The organism is Pseudoalteromonas sp. CO325X, from assembly GCF_004208955.1.
Classification (GTDB): Bacteria; Pseudomonadota; Gammaproteobacteria; order Enterobacterales; family Alteromonadaceae; genus Pseudoalteromonas; species Pseudoalteromonas ruthenica.
This window is the reverse complement of record NZ_SGPG01000021.1, coordinates 135,492-157,072: the sequence shown is the minus strand read 5'-3', so window position 1 is coordinate 157,072 and position 21,581 is coordinate 135,492. Positions and strand designations below refer to the sequence as shown.

General features: G+C 47.7%; 19 protein-coding genes. 14 read left to right on the top strand and 5 right to left on the bottom strand.

Translation table 11 applies throughout. The features are described 5' to 3' along the window. Positions 1-13 precede the first annotated feature (13 nt). The gene (locus EXT46_RS11440; RefSeq protein WP_130147367.1) at positions 14-1,927 is read right to left on the bottom strand and encodes a methyl-accepting chemotaxis protein; all 1,914 of its coding nucleotides are present in this window, start codon (positions 1,925-1,927) and stop codon (positions 14-16) included. Positions 1,928-2,030: 103 nt separating this feature from the next. Then, positions 2,031-3,503, bottom strand: a complete 1,473-nt coding sequence (gene ilvC, locus EXT46_RS11435) for a ketol-acid reductoisomerase (protein ID WP_130147365.1) — start codon at positions 3,501-3,503, stop codon at positions 2,031-2,033. Positions 3,504-3,635: 132 nt separating this feature from the next. Here ilvC and ilvY point away from each other — a divergent pair, with 132 nt between their 5' ends. The 5 genes from ilvY (at position 3,636) to EXT46_RS11410 (ending at position 7,837) form a co-directional block, all read left to right on the top strand. Beyond that, complete coding sequence (gene ilvY / locus EXT46_RS11430) at positions 3,636-4,520, top strand: HTH-type transcriptional activator IlvY (RefSeq protein ID WP_022945731.1); 885 nt, start codon at positions 3,636-3,638, stop codon at positions 4,518-4,520. 131 nt (positions 4,521-4,651) lie between these two features. Further along, complete coding sequence (locus tag EXT46_RS11425; protein WP_022945730.1) at positions 4,652-5,485, top strand: MipA/OmpV family protein; 834 nt, start codon at positions 4,652-4,654, stop codon at positions 5,483-5,485. Between the two features lies 1 nt (position 5,486). Continuing rightward, positions 5,487-5,867, top strand: coding sequence for a DUF3019 domain-containing protein (locus EXT46_RS11420; protein ID WP_022945729.1), 381 nt, complete (start codon positions 5,487-5,489; stop codon positions 5,865-5,867). Positions 5,868-5,882: 15 nt separating this feature from the next. Continuing rightward, complete coding sequence (locus tag EXT46_RS11415) at positions 5,883-6,575, top strand: response regulator (RefSeq protein ID WP_022945728.1); 693 nt, start codon at positions 5,883-5,885, stop codon at positions 6,573-6,575. Positions 6,576-6,580: 5 nt separating this feature from the next. Next, the gene (locus EXT46_RS11410; RefSeq protein ID WP_045978174.1) at positions 6,581-7,837 is read left to right on the top strand and encodes an ATP-binding protein; all 1,257 of its coding nucleotides are present in this window, start codon (positions 6,581-6,583) and stop codon (positions 7,835-7,837) included. Between the two features lie 66 nt (positions 7,838-7,903). Here the strand turns inward: EXT46_RS11410 and EXT46_RS11405 are convergent, their stop codons facing one another. Next, on the bottom strand, positions 7,904-9,076 hold the full coding sequence (locus EXT46_RS11405) for an acyltransferase family protein (protein WP_130147363.1): 1,173 nt from the start codon (positions 9,074-9,076) through the stop codon (positions 7,904-7,906). Positions 9,077-9,259: 183 nt separating this feature from the next. Here EXT46_RS11405 and EXT46_RS11400 point away from each other — a divergent pair, with 183 nt between their 5' ends. The 6 genes from EXT46_RS11400 (at position 9,260) to EXT46_RS11375 (ending at position 16,825) form a co-directional block, all read left to right on the top strand. After that, positions 9,260-9,490 carry a helix-turn-helix transcriptional regulator gene (locus EXT46_RS11400; RefSeq protein ID WP_045978285.1) on the top strand — a complete coding sequence of 77 codons (231 nt, stop codon included), beginning with the start codon at positions 9,260-9,262 and terminating at the stop codon, positions 9,488-9,490. Between the two features lie 16 nt (positions 9,491-9,506). Then, positions 9,507-10,121, top strand: a complete 615-nt coding sequence (locus tag EXT46_RS11395) for a hypothetical protein (protein WP_130147361.1) — start codon at positions 9,507-9,509, stop codon at positions 10,119-10,121. Positions 10,122-10,454: 333 nt separating this feature from the next. Then, positions 10,455-12,212, top strand: a complete 1,758-nt coding sequence (locus EXT46_RS11390) for a DUF4856 domain-containing protein (protein ID WP_130147359.1) — start codon at positions 10,455-10,457, stop codon at positions 12,210-12,212. Between the two features lie 126 nt (positions 12,213-12,338). Further along, positions 12,339-13,619 carry an imelysin family protein gene (locus EXT46_RS11385; protein ID WP_130147357.1) on the top strand — a complete coding sequence of 427 codons (1,281 nt, stop codon included), beginning with the start codon at positions 12,339-12,341 and terminating at the stop codon, positions 13,617-13,619. Positions 13,620-13,627: 8 nt separating this feature from the next. After that, positions 13,628-15,832, top strand: a complete 2,205-nt coding sequence (locus EXT46_RS11380) for a TonB-dependent receptor (RefSeq protein ID WP_130147355.1) — start codon at positions 13,628-13,630, stop codon at positions 15,830-15,832. Between the two features lie 12 nt (positions 15,833-15,844). After that, on the top strand, positions 15,845-16,825 hold the full coding sequence (locus EXT46_RS11375) for a sterol desaturase family protein (RefSeq protein ID WP_130147353.1): 981 nt from the start codon (positions 15,845-15,847) through the stop codon (positions 16,823-16,825). A 76-nt stretch (positions 16,826-16,901) separates the two neighbouring features. Here EXT46_RS11375 and EXT46_RS11370 read toward each other — a convergent pair whose 3' ends face one another. Together EXT46_RS11370 and EXT46_RS11365 are read right to left on the bottom strand one after the other, a co-directional pair. Further along, a complete protein-coding gene (locus tag EXT46_RS11370; protein WP_022945719.1) occupies positions 16,902-17,168 on the bottom strand; it encodes a hypothetical protein in 267 nt (88 codons plus the stop codon). A 270-nt stretch (positions 17,169-17,438) separates the two neighbouring features. Further along, a complete protein-coding gene (locus EXT46_RS11365; protein WP_130147351.1) occupies positions 17,439-19,013 on the bottom strand; it encodes a cation:proton antiporter family protein in 1,575 nt (524 codons plus the stop codon). Positions 19,014-19,208: 195 nt separating this feature from the next. Here EXT46_RS11365 and EXT46_RS11360 point away from each other — a divergent pair, with 195 nt between their 5' ends. The 3 genes from EXT46_RS11360 to EXT46_RS11350 all read left to right on the top strand — a co-directional run bounded on the left by EXT46_RS11360 (position 19,209) and on the right by EXT46_RS11350 (position 21,575). After that, on the top strand, positions 19,209-19,952 hold the full coding sequence (locus tag EXT46_RS11360) for a sporulation protein (protein WP_022945717.1): 744 nt from the start codon (positions 19,209-19,211) through the stop codon (positions 19,950-19,952). 67 nt (positions 19,953-20,019) lie between these two features. Further along, positions 20,020-20,463 (top strand): GNAT family N-acetyltransferase, encoded by a 444-nt coding sequence (locus EXT46_RS11355; RefSeq protein WP_045978284.1) that lies wholly within the window; start codon positions 20,020-20,022, stop codon positions 20,461-20,463. A 137-nt stretch (positions 20,464-20,600) separates the two neighbouring features. After that, entirely contained in the window at positions 20,601-21,575 is a 975-nt protein-coding gene (locus tag EXT46_RS11350; protein ID WP_165381110.1) for a diguanylate cyclase, read from the top strand. The last annotated feature ends 6 nt before the right edge of the window (positions 21,576-21,581 follow it).

Below are 21,581 nucleotides of genomic sequence, written 5' to 3'. Positions count from 1 at the left end.
CAAATGATGAGTGTTAGCGCTTATCAAAGCTTGCCACTAACGCATCAAGCTGCTCTGCACATTCGTGCAAGGTCGTGACTGTGGCTTTCACATCGGCGCTTTGCATGGCGATAGCGTCACTGGCACTGCTGATCAGTTCAACTTGTCGGCTCACATCACTCATTACCGAGCTTTGCTCTTCCGTCGCGGTGGCAATAATCGTGGTAATGTCGTTAATTTGTTCGCTAGCTTTGGCGTTATCATTTAGCAAGGTGCTGCTTTGATCCATAATTTCAACACTGCGCAGCGCGCCTGAACGGGCTTGCTCCATACGCGCCACCATATTGTTGGCAGAATCGTTAAGGCTATCGATAGTGCGTTGAATCTGTGCCGTGGAGCTAGACGTTCTACTTGCTAACGCGCGCACTTCATCAGCGACAACGGCAAAGCCTCGGCCGTGTTCACCAGCGCGGGCAGACTCAATCGCTGCGTTTAGCGCCAGTAAGTTAGTTTGCTCGGATATTCCCGTTATGGCACTGACCACATCGGATATTTCTGAGGTTTTGGCGACTAACTCTTGCAGCTCTTCGCTCATTTGCTCTACGCCTTGGGCGAGGCTGTTTATTTGTGCCAGTGCATCGGCTACCTGGGTACGATTAAACTCATTATGCTGTTGCCCTTCGGCAGTGAGCGAGGCTGCACTAGCGGCATTGTTGGCTATCTCTGCAACCGTGGCTTCCATTTGGTTTGCAGCCGTTGCTACACTGATTGTTTGCTGCTTTTGCTCCTCTAGCGAACTGGCTTGAGCACCGGCTTGCTGGCGCAACTCGCTAGCGCTGTGGCCGACCTGTTGGCTTTGCTGTGCGACCGCTTTAATCGCATTGTCTATTTTCGATAAAAACTCATTAAATCCGCTGGTGAGCTCGCGCAGCTCGGGTTGACGCAGGGTATCAAAACGATGATCTAAGCGTGCTTGCCCTTGCCCAAGCTCAATAAAGCGTCGAGCGATGTCTTTGATGGGGGCAGTAATATTCGTTGCTAAAACAAACCCAGCCACACACATTAACACTGCAACGACGATGGAAATCATAATAATCTGCCACATTAGCGCATTGACACTGGCAAAGACTTCATCTGCAGGGACTTGGGCAATAACGTACAAATCGGTATTAGTGATAGGGCTGGCGGCAACAAAGTAGTCACTTTGGTGCAGGTTGAGTTCAGTGATCGCAAACTCATTACCCAGTAGCGCTGTGCTTACCGGTTGTTGATAGATATCTTCTAGTGTGGCTTTGGCGACCAGTGCTGCGTCAGGGTGCAGCTGCACTAAGCCTTGGCTGTTAACTACATACACAAAGCCAGACTTTTCGATTGTGAAGCGCTCGAGCATTTGCTGCATGTCATCAATACTTTTCGCTAGGCCAGACAGTCCAAGCCCGCCCACTTGCTGGTAATTGACGAACATTTTCACATCCCCTGGGGCTTCTTGATAAATGCTGATAGAGCGGGGCTGTGCGCTGTCTTTAAAAGCAAAAAACCAACCGTCTTGCTCAGTAGTGAGGACGCGTAAAAAGCCGTCTTGATTCCAGTATTCGCCGCTATTGCGGTTAGCCCAAGAGGCAGTGGCTAAATCATATTGTTGTGCAACTTGTTGCAACTGCTGAATTAGCAGGGCGTCATCGGCGCGTCCTTGGGTTTGCGCCCAACGCGCCACCATAGCGCTGCTAGCTAGCTGCTCACTGGCATTGAGCAGGGTGTTAATCTCGTTACTGATATGGTTATTAATGGCTTCTACTTTAGCGGGTAACTCGGAGTGGAGCATGCGCTCGGCAATAGCCTGTTTAGCACTATACAGTGAAATGGAGCCAATAATGGCCGCCACTACGATGGCAATAAACGAGGCCAGTAGCGTGACTTTTTGGCGAATTGTGAGTTGAGCTAGCTTCATACAACTTTAGGGCAACAATAAGTAGGTTAAGATAATTCTATCCGCTGCAATAAAAAAAGCCCAGTGCAAAGCAGCTGGGCTTGGCTTCTAACAAGCGAAAGGGTTATACAATTTTCTTCATGGCCGACATATAGCCTCGCAGTACACCACCAACTTGCTCGACCGGGTGAGCGCGCAGTGCATCATTGACTTGGATCAGCGCTTGGTTATCAACGCCTAAATCTTGGCTATCTAGGCCTCGACCGATGACGTCGGTGTCAATATTCGCCATAAAGGGTTGCAGTAATGGCAAGCAAGCATGGTTGTATAGGTAGCAGCCATACTCTGCCGTATCAGAGATAGTGCGGTTCATTTCGTAGAGCTTCTTCCGTGCGATGGTGTTGGCTATCAATGGTGTTTCGTGCAGTGACTCATAATACGCAGACTCTGCTTTGATACCCGCTGCAGTCATCGTTTCGAACGCCAGCTCAACGCCGGCTTTCACCATGGCGACCATTAAGATCCCGTTGTCGAAAAACTCTTGTTCAGCTATTTCCACGTCACTATTTTGTTGTTTTTCAAAGGCGGATTGCGCTGTTTGCTCACGCCAATTAAGTAATTTAGTGTCGTCTTCGGCCCAATCGGCCATCATGCCTTTGGAGAATTCGCCGCTGATAATGTCATCCATGTGCTTGTTATAAAGCGGACGCATAATCGTTTTAAGCTCCTCACTTAAAGCAAAGGCTTTCAACTTGGCAGGGTTACTTAAGCGGTCGAGCATGTTGGTAACGCCACCATGTTTAAGGGCTTCGGTGATCACTTCCCAGCCATATTGGATGAGCTTAGATGCGTAACCAGCGTCAATGCCTTTTTCGACCATTTTATCAAAGCACAATAGTGAACCGGTTTGTAACATGCCACACAAAATAGTTTGCTCGCCCATCAAATCGGATTTTACCTCGGCGACAAAAGAAGAAAGCAGCACCCCAGCGCGATCGCCTCCGGTGCCTGCCGCATAGGCCTTAGCTTGTGTTAAACCTTTCCCTTCAGGGTCATTTTCTGGGTGCACAGCAATGAGTGTGGGGACACCAAAACCACGTTTGTATTCCTCTCGTACCTCAGAGCCTGGGCATTTCGGTGCCACCATGATCACGGTGATGTCATCGCGAATTTGTTGACCTTCCTCAACGATATTAAAGCCATGAGAATAGGCCAAAGTTGCGCCTTGTTTCATCAGTGGCATGACCTTTTCCACGACGTTGCTATGTTGCTTATCTGGCGTTAGGTTAAGCACTAAATCAGCGTCTGGGATCAGTTCCTCGTAAGTCCCGACGATAAAGCCGTTTTCACTGGCATTTAAAAATGATTGACGTTGTTGTTCAATAGCAGAATCACGCAGTGCATAGCTTACGTTCAAACCTGAGTCACGGAGATTAAGGCCTTGGTTAAGTCCCTGCGCACCACACCCGACAATCACGAGCTTCTTACCTACTAATGCATCGACACCGTCGCTGAACTCACTGCTGTCCATAAATTCGCATTGACCTAACTGAGCCAATTGCTCTCGCAGAGACAGGGTATTGAAATAGTTTGCCATGGTTAAATCCTTGAATAAAAAATTGCTGCACTTTGAAAAGTCATTGCTAGAGAATGTAGGCCACTTTTTATATTGCGTAAAATGATGTATTTGTATTACTGTGTTTCATAATATGAAATGATGGAAAGTGTTATGCATCATAAACAGTTGGAATATTTTTTAGCCTTGGCGGAGACCTTGCATTTTGGCCGTGCCAGTGAACGCTGCTATATCAGTGCACCGACGCTGAGTCGTAATATAAAGCAGTTAGAGCAGCTGTTAGGTGCCAAGTTGTTTATCAGAGACAATCGTCAAGTGGCGTTGAGCGATGCCGGTGAGCATTTCATCACCTACGCGAAAAATACGTTGATGCAGTGGCAACAGCTAAAGGCTAGTTTACATGGTGCGAAGGAGCTTCAAGGAGCGCTGAGTATTTATTGCTCGGTCAGTGCCGCGTATAGTTTTTTACACCCGTTATTAAGTGCTGTGCGCGAACGTTATTGCGGAGTCGAAGTAAAGCTGCATACCGGAGACCCTGCTTATGCGTTAGAACGTGTGTTGGATCACCATGAAGATATGGCTATCGCCGCTAAACCAGCGAAGTTACCCGCGCAAATTGCCTTTCGCCGCCTAGGGTGGTCGCAATTAGTATTTATTGCTCCTAAAACACCGTGCGATATCAGTCGTCAAGTGGCTAACTCACCTTCCATTCCTTGGCAGCAACTGCCTTTTATTATTCCTGAGCAAGGAGAGAACCGTACCCGACTAATCAGCTGGTGGCGAAAGCGGCGTATACAACCGCCTATTTATGCGCAAGTCAGCGGTCACGAGGCATTGGTCTCTATGGTATCTTTGGGGTTGGGTGTTGCGCTAATTCCTCAGGTGGTGTTAGAAAATAGTCCATTTGCACAAAGCGTGCAGATCTTAAATGTGGACGATGCGCCACCGCCCTTTGAAATAGGTTTAGTTGCGCAACAGCGCCGTTTAAGTGAATCAGTACTCGGTGCATGTTGGCAACTGGCAGCGCAACTGAAATAAAGCCTAAGTGCATTCACTGTCGGTTCTATAAGCGTGATTAAAAGGACGCAATTTGTGAATGATTGTAATTATTGCTGATCTGTTAAAAGGGTGTTGCTAGCATGTCGAGACGTTTAATTTAGGGGTGATCTATGCTTGGCACGCACAGTCGACTATTGGCTATGTTTCTGATCGCTGCGGTGTTTAGCGCGCCGTCGGCACAAGGTGAGGAAGTCGCGCTAAATCAGTGGCATGTAGGCGCTAACATCGGCTACGGCAGCATGACCAATCCACTTCATGGTGGTGATAATCTGCCGTTAATACTTATCCCCGATATCGCATACTATGGCGAGTCTTGGTATTTTGACAATGCGCAACTAGGCTACACCTTTGTTGAACACTCCGAACATGTGCTTAGTGTCGTCACTGAATTTAACCCTGAAACCCGTTTTTTTGTTGATTGGCACCCGAGCCGCGTCTTCGCTTTACAAGGGAATTCTTTCGCTAGTATGGAGATGGATGGCCCACGGGTCGTTGATATTCACGATGTACGAAAGCGTCAGTGGGCATTAGATGTAGGCTTGGAGTACCATTACTTTTCCAGCGCCGGGCAAGTCACCGTTAATGCGCTGGCGGATACCACCAGTGTCTATAATGGTTGGCGCGCGGATATTAGTTGGCGTAACAGTTATCGTATGCAGCGGTGGATCGTCGAACCGACGGTGGGTATCAAGTACGCTAATGCAGAAATGAATACCTACTTTTATGGCCTACAACAGCAAGAGGTGACGGGGCTAGATGCGTTGAGCCTAGGCAGCACTTTACAGCCCTACGCCAACATTGATGTCAGCTTTATATTGAATAAGCGCAATGCGCTACGCTTTCATGTGGGTTATATTGACTACCATAGCCTGGCCAACGATAGTCCCTTGTTTGAGGAGTCGAGCGCAGTAACGGCCTTTATTGGCCTCAAGCACGTGTTTTAATATGATCAGCGCCGTTTTTGCAGCGACCTTAGTTAATGCCATGCAACTTAGCAGTACGCTTACGCTAAGTGATACGGCATTGGTGATTGCTCCGCAATACTGTGTGGTTGCCGAAAAGGGACAGGCGTGCGAAACGGCCATGCATATCCGTTGGCAACTACCGCAAGCGATGCCGGTGTGCTTGCGCGAGAACGAGCGAACCTTGCAATGCTGGCAAGACCAGCGGCAAGGGCAGTGGCAGTATAAAGCCAAGGTTCAGTTACCGGCCATATACTCCCTTACCCATGCACAAACCGGCGAATTAGTCGTAGATACCCAACTGGAACTGCAAACGATGCAAAGCTCGCGTCGGCGCTTACGTTCGGTGTGGAGTTTTTTTTAATTCAGGAGTTGGCACATGGCGAACATACTCTTAGTTGAGGACGATTTGGCTCTACAAGAGCTAACCCGAGACTATCTGCAACAGAATAATTTACATGTCGCAGTGCTGTCTCGCGGTGATGAGGTGATGGACTACCTTAGTAAACACAAGGTGGATTTAATGATTTTAGATGTCATGCTGCCAGGCAAGGATGGCTTCACTGTGTGCCGCGAAGTACGTGATAAGTACGCGCTACCCATTTTAATGTTGACTGCCAAAGGCGAAGATTTTGACCAGGTCATCGGTCTTGAGCTAGGTGCAGATGACTATGTGATAAAACCTGCTGAGCCTCGGGTGCTGCTGGCGCGTATTACCGCACTGTTAAGACGCACCCAAGAGCAAGATAAAAGCGTGCAAAGTGTCACCTTTGGCGAGCTGAAAATTGATAAAAATAGCCGCATTGTGACGTTGAAAGGGCAGGAAGTATCGCTGACCTCTCATGAGTTCGAGCTATTGTGGTTATTGGCAAGCAATGCTGGTGATGTACTGAGCCGCGAATATGTACACGAACAAATGATTGGCCGTCAGTACGATGGTTTAGATAGAACTGTTGATGTACGAATTTCACGATTACGCAAAAAACTAGGTGATAATAGTGATAAACCCTATAGAATAAAAACAGTATGGGGTCAGGGTTACCTGTTTGTAAGCGATGCGTGGAGTGAATAACTAATTTGGGCAAACTGTTCGTCAGCCTTTATCTATATATCATTGTATCCTTAGTATTGGTGACCGGCGTAATCGAGCGCCTGTGGCCCGTTGATGAACAATCGACTCCGTTAGCGTTGGAGTTAGGCCATAACTTCAAAGCGCTGGCACAAAGCCCATTAGGGCGTCAATATATCCAAAGTCACTATCCTATGCGCACCATCGACAGTGGTGCCATTGCCTTGCCTGTTGAGCTACAAACACGGATCGATAACAAAGAAGCTGTGCATGTGTATGACGCCAATGAGCATCTTATTTGGTATGTCCCTGTAGGCGACTTACAGCTTTTACAAGTGGGCCCCGTACGCTTGGAAAAGCCTGAAAAAGAAGGCTTCTTTTGGCCGTATCTGTTAGTGCTCTTGGTTGTTGGTGCGCCGGTCGGGCTGTGGAGCTTCATGTTGTGGCGGGATTTTAATAAGCTCAGCGAAGCCTGTGCCGAAGTGGATGGCCGCCGCGAGTTTCAGGTCAGTGACATTGGCCGCTCGTTTTTATTGCCCATTACCGATGCGCTGCAAGTGATGCAGCGACGTATTCACAGCTTGCTAGACGCACAACGTGAACTGACATCCTCCGTATCCCATGAGTTTCGCACCCCTTTAGCGCGTCTTAAATTTGCCTTGGCAATGGTTGAGCAGGGCGCCGATGAAAAACAGCGCAAGTATGTGCAGTCGATGACCGGTGATGTTACCGAGCTGGAAAATTTAGTCAGTGAAATGCTGCATTATGCGCGCTTGGACGCGCAAAGTCCGAGTTTAGAATCTCATCTAGTGGATTTGAATGAGCTGATGGAATCACTGGTAGACAAGCTCAATTTTGACAGCGCAATTGCAATCTCAGTAATTTATGAGCAGCCTAATTTGTATCGTTGCGATCCACACTTTATCAGCCGTGCATTTCAAAATATTTTAGGCAATGCCATTAAACATGCCCACAGTCGTATAGAAGTGCGCCTCCAAGCCAGCGAGGAGCAATGTATCATCAGTGTCGAAGATGATGGCGAGGGGATCCCTGATAGTAAACGAGCAGATATCTTTAAACCATTCATTCGCTTGGATAAAAGCCGTGATAAACGCACTGGGGGCTACGGCCTTGGTTTGGCTATATGTGGCAAAATTGTTCACTGGCACCAAGGCGAGATCAGTGTCGACGACAGTCCACTGGGTGGGGCACGCTTTACCATCACATTACCGTTTATCAAAGGCAAAACCCTTGGCTTAGACTAGCCAAATACAGACACTGCCTTACTCACCTTGCGGTACTATCACAACAAGAACGACGGCAGATACCCCCTAGCGCGGTGAATCCATCGCCTTGCTTTGCATAGGCGTTGCTTTGGTGCCATTTAACAACATCCCCAGCACGGTATATCTCACGCCGAAATGGTAGCTGATAAAACCTATCAACAACGTGGTACTAAGTGAAATAGTAAACTTGGCTAAGGCTGGAAGTAGGGTATTGCTGAGTGGTATTTGCACGCACATTAATACTGGAATGTGCATAAGGTAAATCCAATAGGAAGCGTCGGAGATGTAGCGGCTATACTCATTGTATTGGTTCAGCCAGCGATAGCCCGCTAAATATGCCACAGCGGTGCAGCTTAATATGGCGAGGGTTTGTACTACAACTAACAACAGGTTGATATGCGCTACGCGAGTTTCACCGGTATTTACGGCAATCCTTACTTGTTCAAGGCTCGGTGCTTCAGGTAATAGGTAAAAATACGCGCCCACGGTTAAACAGGCAACGAGCACGAGCGGCTTAAAATAACGCAGCGCAGCTAATACGGTAGTGTGGTGATGGTATAAACTTGCACCTAGCATAAACAAAAGCCCATAGGTGCAATAAGCCCAAAGTTGCGGCTGTAAGGTGTGGGGTGCAGGGAAGGGCACGACTAAGTGAGCCATCCCAGCACTTATTACAACGGGTAACGCAACCACTATAAATACCGGATTAACAACCACCTCAAGCAACTTGCTTATTAACCGCTGATTTTTATTCAGCAACCAAAACAGTGCACAGAATTGCATCAAGTACCATAAAAACCATAGATGCATAGTGTTGATCTGCGGCTCTTTCACGGCCATCAGCAGATTTACTAACGGTGGGGGATAGTCACTGAACTCTACTCCCCATACCATTAGTTGAAATAGCACCAGCAGCGTCAGTGGTAAAAAAATAACAAAGGGTAGCAGCACACGCTTGGAGCGGTTGCGAATAAAATGACCGTTACCGCGTTTGGTCACTAAAATAGCGGCGCAGAACCCAGCGATAACAAAAAACAGTGGCATGCGAAATAGGTGTGTCCACATGGCGAGATAGTCAAACAGCACATGTTTGTTGGTATCGACACTCAGCCACATATTGTGAAAATAAGGGCCATAGGCCAAGGCGGCATGGAACACGACGCCAAGTAATAACGCTAAGCCCCGTAAATTATCAATATAATGAAAACGCTGCTGCATTCGGCATTCCTAACACTTCCCTGTTCCTTTAATGCTAACACTGAGTGGGCGTGTATGACCACTGCTGAACCACGCTTTTGTCATTGAAAAAGAACCTTTCTCAATCAGCCCAAACCTAATTGTTTTATGTTTATCGTAAAATATATTTTGACAAACATTGTTTTTGGTCGTAATTTGATCTGCATGAAAATACGCATAAACCTTGATGTTGAGTTAGCAAAGAAAAAGATGTCACTCACGGAATTGTCGCAAAGAATAGGCATTTCGATGACCAACTTATCTTTACTCAAAAATGGCAAAGTAAAGGCGATTCGCTTTAGCACCTTGGCTGCGATCTGTGATGTATTGCACTGTCAGCCCGGTGATATTTTGGTCTACGAGCGTGATGCTGATTACTTAGATAATGATAAATAAAATCTCAGGAGCAGATATGTTAAACCGTGATCTCGTTATCCCGGCTATCGCTACGGTATTGCTAGCGATTCTATTTCCAATATATTGGAGCAACCTATATGGCCACGCGTTTGATGGCTTTGACACCGCATTTCAACAAGACCTTTATAGCCTGTCTTGGTCCGATGCCTTGTTTATGGTGATTGGTGCTCTTGAGATCTATATTTATTGGACCCTGGCGAGAGTATTAAAAAATCATTTGAGTTTGCGCTTGGCGCGGACAATGCTCATCATCTTGGCGTGTATTGTCGCTATATTTCACGCCACCATACTCTTTGATCTGTACTTTGCGATAACAGGCCAGGAGATGCAGCCTGATACGTTTTCAAATAGTGCGGTTGTTGCCCTATTTATTGCCGGTGGTTGCTTGTTACTGTACAGCGTTTTCGCTATTGCTTTGGCGCTTATCTTGTTAGTTGAGACAGCTTGTGATCAAGTGTTGCTAAAAGTCTTCGCAATCATGCTACTCATTATTGCTACTTTGCAGCTGACGATGGTGTTTGCCTACGTGAACTTGCTGCTATTCCCAATGGCACTTATTGTGCTAATGCTATTTTTCAGTAAAAAACCAGACACGCTGGAGGTGGTGTAACAGCACATCACTGACATACATGGCTTGGCGCCTTTGGCGCTGAGCTAGCATTTCGGCTTATGTCTTTAGCCAGTCCATCGTAATTGTCGTCCGGTTGTTATCCTTTATATACGATTGCTCGTGCGCGCAGCGCTTATTCGCATCTTAATTAAGTATGCTCACATCGGTGATGTGAACAGTGTGAGCCCTTAGCGGGTTTCTTACGTACCTGTGTAATTTATTTTAATTTGTGATTTTAAAAAAACTTATAAATACCATTGATTGTTATTTGAGTATCCCTATAATGACAGCAATTAAAATGAGAATGATTCACATCTTTAGTGGGATAACAACATGACATTGCGTAAATCTTTAGTTGCTAGTGCCGTGCTAGCTGCCACCCTAGGTTTAACTGGCTGCGGTGGTTCATCAGATTCATCAGATAACACCACCCCAGAACAACCAACAAATACAGCTCCTACCGACATCAGCTTGTCTAGCACGTCGGTAAATGACGATGTGGTGGGCGCTGAAGTAGGCGCGTTGAGTGCCACTGATGACGCTGATTCTGGTTTTACCTATACGCTGAGCGCTGATGAAGCACGTTTTGAAATTGTTGACGGTAATACCCTCAAGCTTAAAGACGGTATTGCTCTGAACTACGAGCAGCAAACTGAGGTTAGCGTAAGCGTCACAGTGACCGATGCGGGTGGTTTAAGCTTTGCAAAAGAATTAACCGTAACGGTTGCCGATGTGGCCCCTGAAGCAGGTGTTAACCTTTATGAGTTCGATTCTAAACTAGGAAGCGGTTCTTCAGTGAGCTACACCGGACAGATCGCTCGCCATGCCCTAAGCGCAGAAATCAAAAACTACATTGGCCAACTCACTGGTGACTTTGTAACCACTAACAGCTTGACCGGCGATGCAGTAAAAGCGCAGTTGATGGCACTGTGGGGAGACTATGAAGCCATCAAAGACGGCAGCCTTAACTTCGCTGATGGCATTGAGACAGAGCAAAACTCTTTTGCTCAAATCTCTTCATCAGGTAAAGAGCTCAGCGGCAAAGTCGCTGGTGCAGACGCAGCGAAAATGCATAAAGACTGGCTTGCTGCCGGCAGCTTTGTGGGTTGGAGCGAGTTTGGTACTCAGGCCGCAACACCTGAGGGGTTAGTGTTTCACTATTTCGACCTGCTAGCGGCAAACATTGATAAATACAATGCAGGCGAGCTGTTGGTTGACCCAGCGGGTAACCAAATCACTAAGTTGTACATCACCGAAACCGGCCTTGACCTCAATCAGCTTATTCAAAAGCACACCCTAGGCGCATTGATGTTCTCTCAAGGCACCGATGACTACCTTGATGAGGGCCTGACCACCGATAACATCGTGGCGCAAAAAGACGGTGCTTTATACACCACGCTTGAGCATCAGTTTGACGAAGGTTTTGGTTATTTCGGTGCGGCGCGCAACTACCTAGAATACAGCGATGATGAAATCGCCGGTAAGGGCGGCCGTGACGGTTTTGCAAATGGCTACCATGACTACAGCAATGATGGTCAGATTGATCTTGCCGCAGAATATAACTGGGGTAACTCAACGAACGCCGCTAAGCGTGACCGTGGCGCGACAGTGACCACTGATTTCACCGCAGCAGCGATGAACGCCTTTATAGCCGGGCGTAAAATCATCAACGATAATGTCGGCAGCGAGCTTAGCGACGCGCAAATGGATGAGTTATTGGCGCACCGTGATATTGCCGTTGCCAATTGGGAAAAGGCGGTTGCCGCTACGGTTGTGCACTACATCAACGATACGATGGCTGATTTAGATGAAATTAGCGATGGTGACTACAGTGCCGACAACTTTGCCGACTTAGCTAAGCACTTTGGTGAGATGAAAGGCTTTGCGTTGAACTTCCAGTTCAGCCCATTCTCTCCTTTTAATGACGATGCCAATGCTGGTAAGTTCGCCGAGTTACACGCGCTATTTGGTGACGCACCAGTCACAGGCGACGCCGATGCCATTGCCGCATACAAGGCTGACCTAGAAACAGCCCGTGACTTGATGCAACAAGTATACGGCTTCAACGCTGAGAATGTTGCCAACTGGTAAGGCTCAGTTGCATGGCCTAAGGCCAGCATAAAGATCATAAAAGGTTAGCTTTTAGGCCTCGGCTTAATGCTAGCCTTTTTGTCGTTTAAATCCCCAAGTGGGAAACCTAGCAAGTGGGAAGGTAGAATGAAAAAAGCAATCCTCAAGCAGGGCGCTCTGGCCCTCGCTGTGGCATTCGCTCTGGGCGGCTGTGGTGAGAGCACCTCAAGCTCGCAAGGCGCCGGTTTTAATGACAGTGGCAGCGGTGAGCCAACCTCACCGACCGAGCCGACCAGCTTTGATGAAGCGGCGCTGGTGGCAAGCTTAGTTGATAACGTGATCACCCCGGCGTTTACTTTATTTCATCAGCAAGCACAAGCGCAGCAAAGTGCGATTGCCAGTTATTGTGAGCTGGAGAAAGCAAGTGTCCAAACCAGCTCGGAGCAGGCGCAAACGGCCATGCTTGAAGCCCAAGATGCATGGTTAGATGCCATGGGCGCTTGGCAGCAGGTAGAGATGATGCAAATGGGACCGCTTTTGACCAACAACGGCGAGCTGCGTAACCGTATTTATTCGTGGCCTGCAATTAGCCGCTGTGGCATTGACCAAGATGTGGTGTACCACCAAGACGGCGTCATTAATAGCGACCCTGAGCGACCATACGATATCAGTGCCCGTACTGCCACACGGCGGGGCCTCTTTGCGTTGCAACATGTGCTTTTTAATGAGCAGTATGATCACCATTGTAGCGTTGCTAATGATGCTTTAGCGGATTGGAATAGCCGCACTGTGCTGGCGCGTAAAGTGGCGCGCTGTGAGTATGCTGTCACCGCAGCAATGGATGTGCACAACTCCAGCACTGAACTATTGGAAAAATGGCAGGGCGACAATGGCTTTGCCGCCGAGCTCAAATCAGCGGGACAAAGCGGGTCGCAGTTTGAATCTGCCCATAGCGCCCTGAATCACATCTCCGATGCAATGTTTTATTTAACCGAAGTGGTCAAAGATAAAAAGTTGGCGGAGCCCATAGGGATTTTACCTAACTCCTGTGGTACGTCTGCGTGTCCACAGGATGTAGAGAGCCTCGATGCTAAAAGCTCATTGGCGAATATCAAAGCCAACTTGCTCGCCTTTGAAGCCCTAGTCGTGGGTCAACGCCAGGGCGAGCCCGCGTTAGTGGGTTTCGACGATTACCTTGATGATGAGCAAGCAAGCGCCACTAAAGAGCGTATGCTGCAAGGGATCAGTGACACTAAAGCGGCGATTGCGGCAATTGAAAGTGACTTAGCCACTGCATTACTTGATAACGAAGAGCAGGTACGTGAAGTGCACACCCAAGTTAAAGCCATTACCGATGAGTTGAAGAACGACTTTATCAATGAGCTGGCACTTGAGTTGCCGACCACTTCGGCGGGTGATAACGATTAAGGATCATGATGAAACACAGTAAACTTGCCTTAGCCGTGAGTATTGCGGCATTTGGATTGAATGCTTTTGCTGCTGATAAAGAGCTCGAGCATATACAGATTATTAGCCACCACGACAAACTGCGCACCGAAGCAGGCTCGGCCACCTTAATAGGTGAAGCGCAGCTTGAAGAGTTTGAATTTGACGATATTCACCGCGTGCTATCACAGGTACCCGGAGTCAACATACGCGAAGAAGATGGCTATGGCTTGCGCCCGAATATCGGCTTTCGTGGGGTGACGCCAGAGCGTAGTAAGAAGATCACCATTTTAGAAGACGGGGTGTTGATTGGTCCGGCTCCTTATTCTGCGCCCGCCGCTTACTACTTCCCGTTAACCACGCGGATGACGGCGGTGGAGGTCTTTAAAGGGCCAGCGGCGATAAAATACGGCCCACAAACTGTGGCCGGAACACTGAATATGGTCAGCCGCCAAGTGCCAGATTATCGTATTGGTGGCGTCGATTTATCTGTCGGTGGAGATGGCTACAAAAAAGCCCATGCTTATTATGGCGACCGTCAAGGCAACCTTGGCTTTTTAGTCGAAGGGGTGCACTTACAAAGTGATGGTTTTAAAGAGCTCGATGGCGGCGGTGATACCGGCTTCGATAAAGACGATTTACTGGTCAAAGTGGATTATCAGCTGGATGGCCAGCGTTTCGACCAGCGTTTTGAGGTCAAGCTTTCTTACGCCGATGAGCTCTCCGATGAGACCTATTTAGGCCTTACCGACGCCGATTATAAGGCTAACCCCTATCGCCGTTATGCCGCATCCCAGCCGGCACAAATGGATACTAAGCATACGCAAGTGATGTTTACCTATCAGCTAAGCGCTGAAGATGTAAACCTAACAACCCGGGTTTATCGTAACGATTACGAGCGTGCTTGGTTAAAGCTAAATAGCCTGTCTAACAGCAATGCTAGCTTATCTGATATTTTGGTAAGCCCTGAGCAGTTTGCTGGTCAATATCAGGTGTTAAGTGGCCAGCGCGATTCTGTGCTCGCCGGTGAAACTAATTACTTTTTAAATATGGGCACCAATGACCGTGAGTACTACTCACAAGGCATTCAGCTCGATGGTGATTGGCAAGTGCCGCTGTTTGGCTTGCAGCACACAGTCTCGTTTGGGGTTCGTTTCCACCAAGATGAGATTGAGCGTAATCACTATGGAGACACCTATGCCATGGTTGACGGCATTAATACTGCCATCGCCGAGACCCGCCGGTTCACCACCGAGAACACCGAAAGCACCGATGCCTGGTCGGTGTATATAGAAGATCAGGTAACCATCGATAAGCTAACCTTAGGTGTTGGCGTGCGCGGTGAGCTGATGGATATGACCTATCAAAATGATAAGTCGGGTTTTGCTGATGATTGGCAACAAAAGACCACCCGTGTATGGTTGCCAGGGATCAGCGGCTTTTATCAGTTAGATGATAACAGCGGCTTGCTATTTGGTGTTCACCAAGGCTTTGTTCCTGCTAGCCCGTCAGCGCCAGTGCGCGATGGCGAAGACGAGTTTGAAAAAAGCGTGAACTATGAATTTGGTGGTCGTTATAACGACGGCATCACCCAATTTGAAATGGTCGGCTTTTTCAATGACTACGCCAACCTGATTGAAAGCTGTGGCCAGTCAAATTGCGGCAGCCAAGGTCAGCTTGATCAAGAATTCAGCGGTGGCGAGGTGGATGTGTGGGGAGTCGAGTCGCAAATAGCTCAGACCTATCCGTTAAATCTGCAACTCGATATTCCTATGAGTTTGACTTATACCTATACGCAAAGTGAGTTCAAACAAGCGTTGTTCTCTGAATTTGTGCAGTGGGGTTACATTCGCCCTGGCGATAGACTGCCTTATTTGCCAACGCACCAAGCGACGCTCAGTATCGGGTTGGCACATAAAGATTGGGCGGTTGATATGCTCATTAAGTATGTCAGCGATATGCCAGAAACGGCGGGCGTCGGTTACGAGGGCTTTGATGTCGCCTTAGCGGGTCAAGAAGTGCCGGCAACGACGGTGGTTGATATCGCGGCTCATTATGAGCTTGGCCAATATGGCCGCGTGTATGCCAAGGTAGATAACCTGTTTGACCAAGACAACATCGTCAGCCGTCGTCCTTATGGGGCGCGACCGGGTAAACCACGGACGCTGTCGCTTGGTTATAAATACCAGTTCTAAGAGGGTCGGGCCATGCTAGAGACTATTTGGCAAAGCATCGCGCAAACGCCGGATTATCTGTTTGACGCCAATAAGCGTATTTTTATTGGTTACAGCATCATGGCCCTTATCTTAGCTGCGCTTGCTTATGGCTTGCGTAAGAGCAAGAAATCAACACGTGGCTTTTTTCGCTATGTGTTTGCCAAAAAAATCTGGTGGGCATCCAGTGCCCGCCAAGACTACCAGTTATGGATTTACAACCGTGTGCTTAAGGCACTGTTGTTTACGCCTATTGTCTTGACCATGGTGCCAGTGGCGCTGGCCACAACGGAGTTATTAGAGGGCGCGTTTGGTTTGCGGGCGCCGATGCCGTTGAGTGAAACCAGCGTGGTCATCATTTTTACCGTATTGCTGTTTTTAGCCGATGACTTTTCACGGTTTTTACTGCATTACGCACTACACAAGGTGCCTTTTTTGTGGCATTACCACAAGGTACACCATTCTGCTAAAGTGCTGACCCCTTTCACCATTTATCGCTCTCACCCGCTAGAGAGTTACCTTTATGCCTGCCGTATGGCGCTCTCACAAGGGGTGGTGGTCGGTGTATGCTACTACTTATTCGGGACTAAGTTATCCATGGTGGATATTCTTGGTGCTAACATTTTTGTGTTCGCTTTTAATGCCATGGGGTCAAACTTGCGGCATTCGCATGTGTGGCTGAGTTGGGGGCGCCATGTTGAAAAATGGTTGATTAGTCCTGCGCAACATCAGATTCATCACAGCGACAATCCGCAGCATTTCGACACCAACCTAGGGTCTGCCTTAGCCATATGGGACCGGTTATTTGGTACCCTCATTCGCGCCGATGAAGTGGGCAAGATCAGTATCGGGGTGGGTCAATACGATGCCGGGCATGATTCTATCTGGGCTATTTACACCAAGCCGGTGCGCGATTCTTTCGCAAGCCTAAAGCCTAAGCGCAAAACGGGTGCGATGAAAAAACCAGTGGCATAGAAAGTAAGGTAGAGGAATAGGCTGGCGACGGGCATTGCCAGCCTATTAAATGAGGGAGTAGGCCCTCAGAAAGTAGTTAGTGGTAGGCGCTGCGCTTGGCAAAACCTAACTGATGTAGATGATTGATCAAGGCCGGGTCGTCTAAGCGCTCTGGGGTGCTGTCACCGCGCAGGGCATGATCTTTTGGCACTTGATAGACATCGAGCATTTTTTGGAATAGTACGTAACGTAAAAATTCCGGAGTCACACCTGAGTCTTGGATATCGTCGAGCTGCGACTGCAATTCACGCATTTGCTGCTTATCAAGTTTGCTGTGCGTTGCTTGCTTATTGTCGATGGTCATAATCAACCTCCTACACACATCGGCAATTGCATATTAACGAATGTAATCTGGTTGCCTTTGCTAAATTCTGTGTTAAAAATAGTGACTTACATCACTGTATAGACCTAGTTTACTCCTTTTTTTACGGTTATTACCAACAACCGTGTAAAGCTTTGTAAATAGCGCCACACCTGTATTCGGAACGTTCCAAGCTTGGTGACAAGGTACAAAATTGATAAGTAAGTGATAACTAAATAAAACGCGTTATCACTTACCTAAAAGCGGGATTATTTAAGAAAGTGAAATTTTCTCTTTGACGTGCTCAGCGAAACCACTTCCGGCCTCAAGGTAGAAGTTGTAAGTAGAGTTTACGCCCAATTCCTCGAGCTCTTTTTGCTGATCCGGGTAATTTGCAATGGCGGTAACTTGTCCCTCATAACCCGAAGCTTGTAACTGTTCTAAGGCGAAGATATTTTGATTGTGTTTGGGCATGGCTAACATCACCATTTCCACCTTCGCATGGTTCAAGCGTTGCCAAAAATCAGGATCGGTGGCATCGGCAGTGACCACTCGACGCCCGCGCTTGACATGACGAGCCACCACTTCGGGTTTAATATCGATCCCCGCCACCGCTTGTGGGAAGCTCTGGGCTATAGTCTCATAGGCACCGGTGCCTATGCGGCCCATGCCAAAAATAGCGATGCGGGTATTATGTAGATTCACAGGTAGCTCTTCTGGCAGTCGCGAGTCACTTTCAAAAGGCAGTAGCCAACGCTCTATTTTTACATAGATATCATTGGCTCTGGCATTTAACGGTGAAGCAATCACGAAGGTAATGGCCACCGCCGTGGCAACCACAGCCAGCCATTGTGACGACAGCCAACCACTGCTTGCGGCTAGCGCACAGACAATAAGGCCAAACTCACTGTAGTTGGCAAGCGTAAAAGCACTCAATAGGGAAGTACGCGCACGTAGGCGCACAGCATTAGTCAGTACATAATAAAGCGCGACTTTAAAGACCAGCACAGAGACCACCAAGATAGCAGCAACCAATGCACTGGCGGTAAGCTCGGCATTAAGACCTATGGTTAAGAAAAAACCAACCAGGAGTATATCTTTAAAGCTCAGTAATGACTTAGCGAGTTCTCCCGCTTTTTTGTGGCTGGCAAACATCATTCCTAAGATCAAGGCCCCTAAATCACCTTTGATGCCTGCAAATTCAAAAGCTTGGTAACCGGCGACAAGTGCGAAAAAGAAGCCAAACAGGGGCAGTAGTTCGCCGTGCTTGGAGCGGTTTAATATCCAAAACATGACTGGGCGCATCAGTGGCAACAACACCACCAGGGCAATTGCCCAGTAATTGGGTAGTTTGCCAGTACTGGCTACTAAAAATAGCACCGCGAAGATGTCTTGCATGACCAGGATGCCGATGGATATTTTACCATGGAGGCTCGACATCTCACCGCGATCTTCAAGCACTTTAACGGCAAAAACGGTACTGGAGAAACTAAACGCAAAGCCAAGCAATAATGCGGTTTGCCAGTTCAGGTCGATAAAGAGGGGCAGGGCGAACATCCCGAGCAGTAGCAAAAAGCCACAAAACAATGCGGTACTAATAATAATGTGGGCACTGGCGGGGAGCCACACTTGCACTTTCATCAGGCTCGACACTTTGAGCTTTAAGCCTATGCTAAACAACAATAGGGTGATCCCCAACGCGGCGATTTGATCCAATAATGCAGTGGTTTTATAGCCAGCCATATGTAAGACAAATCCGGCTACCAAAAAGCCGACCATAGGAGGAAGTTTTACTTGATAGGCGGCAAAACCACAAACAAAGGCAACGGCAAAAAAGATCAGTTCCATAAAAGTGTTATCTTAGTGCAGGTGTAATCAGTGTAACTAATTGTAGAAGTTATTGAAAATACTATGTATGCCAGGGCCCATTTCCTCTCGCTTTAATCGTGATTGAAGTTTTTTTATGGTTTGCATAAGTTTTCACTGACAAGGGCGCGCAATTGTGGTTAAGATGCAATAAAGGATTCATTAACAGGAGAAGTGATGTTTAAAAAAATCCTGGCCTCTGTAGGAATTGGTGCCGCGAAAGTCGATACGGTACTACAAACTGAGCATTTACACCCCGGGCAAAAGTTTCATGCCGAAATCATTATAAAAGGGGGTGATGTAGAACAAGATATTTCTGGTTTGGAATTGGCCTTGATGACCCGCGTAAAAGTAGAGTCAGATGATGGCGACTACTTTACTAATCATATTATTGAAAAGTGGCGTGTGGGCGAGAAGCTGACCTTACAACCTGGTGAAGAAAAACGTATTCCGTTTGAAGCACGATTGCATTCTGAAACTCCGATCACCGAATTTATCGCCGGTTACAACCAAACCCATGTATGGATTCAGACAGGTTTAAATATAGATTTGGCCATTGACGCCAGCGATCGCGATCCGTTGCATATTTACCCTAACGAAGCTGTTAAAGCCTGTATGCAGGCAATGGATAGGCTGGGCTTTAGGTTAATGAAAGCCGATGTTGAAAAAGGCTATTTGCGCGCACCGAGCTTCCATTCTACCTCGGGATGCTATCAAGAACTTGAGTATCGACCGCAAAGCGGCGGCATGTTTGGCATTCAAGAGGTTGAGCTATCGTTTGTCCCAGAAGCACATAAAACGCATGTTTTAATTGAGCTAGATCGCGCGTTTCGCTCCGACGGGTACATTGATTTGACCATAGAGCACGATCATGTGAATTTATCACAGATCTGCGACCAATTAGAGCGCTTAATTCACTAAGTTAGCAGAACAACAAAGCGTTAAGCCCAGCACCGCTGGGCTTTTTTAATGGGATATAAGTATGACGATACACTGGCTATGTAAAGGCTTTGATGAGCTGACAACCACCGAATTATTTACTTTGATGCGTGCTCGTGTTGATGTTTTTGTCGTCGAGCAGAACTGCCCCTATCCAGAACTGGACGATGGCGATATTGATGCCAATAGCAAACATATTTTAGGGTATCAGAACAATCAATTGTGTGCTTATGCGCGTTGTATCGACAAGTCAGAAAGTGTCGCTATCGGACGCGTGCTCGTGCTGCCGCATGCACGAGGACAAGGGGTAGCCCAGCGCTTAATGCAGCATGCTCTAGGCGTGTGTGAGCAGTTTTTTAGTGAACGTCCGGTAATGTTAAGTGCGCAGACCTATTTACTTGGCTTTTATCAGCAATTGGGGTTTGTTACGCGTGGGTCGCCTTATCTGGAAGACGGCATTGAGCATCAGGATATGTATTTGTATAAGCGCTAACATCCCGACACTTTTAGGTAGCGCCCGCTAAAGTTGCTTAATGGCTCATATCACCTACCTTTAGGGAATAAAAGTAACGAGTAGATGACAAGCCACTGGCTGGGCATTACAACGCCAGTGACTCAATGGAGGGCGATTTGAGTGCAACAAACACCCCGATGGAACCGGATACTGAAGAGGTCGAAGAACACCTAAGAGAAGCTATCGATGATAGCACTGTCTTAATAGTCGAAGACAACGATGCCGACTTTGATTTACTGCGGGAGGTGCTATCCCCTCATTTCAATGTTAAGCGCTGCCGTGATGGTGAAGCTGCGCTGAGGCTTATCATGGACATTGCCCCGCATATCGTGATCACCGAATTTAGTTTGCAAGGCATGGACGGTATTGTTTTATGTCAGCGAATTCGAGAGCACAGCCGTTTTGATGATATTCCGGTATTAATGGTCAGCAGTGAGGAGCATGCCCAGCGCGAAGTTGATTTTTGGGATGCTGGGTGCAGTGACTTTGTGCGTAAGCCCTACAGCTTAACGACCTTGTACAAGCGAGTAATGCACCATTTAAAATACAAGAAAATGCTCGATGAATACAAAGAAGCGGCCATGGTTGATTCACTCACAAAAGTGTTTAATCGCCGCTACCTTGAGTCCACCATGCTGCAATTATCCAGTCGCCATGAAACACCGGACATATCGGCCTTGCTGATTGATGTGGACTGGTTCAAAAAGTACAACGACAGCTACGGCCACCTCGCCGGGGATGCGGCGTTGGTACAGATCGCTGAAGTACTCACGCGCAGCTTGATGCGCTCGACAGACTTTGTAACCCGCTTAGGAGGGGAGGAGTTCGCGGTTATTTTGCCACATACCGATGCAAGCGGAGCACAACTTATCGCAGAGCGGGTGCTCGCCGGTGTCAGGGCGTTAGCCTTACCTCATAAACACTCGGACTATCACCGTATTAGTGTCTCTGTTGGCGGGATCACTTGTGGATTTGCACCTGAGGACTGGCGCAGCATGATTAAACAAGCAGATGAAAACCTATACCAAGCAAAAGCACAAGGACGAAATAAAGCGATATGTACTGTTGAGCAGGGGAGTCAGCCGCAGTAACTCAAT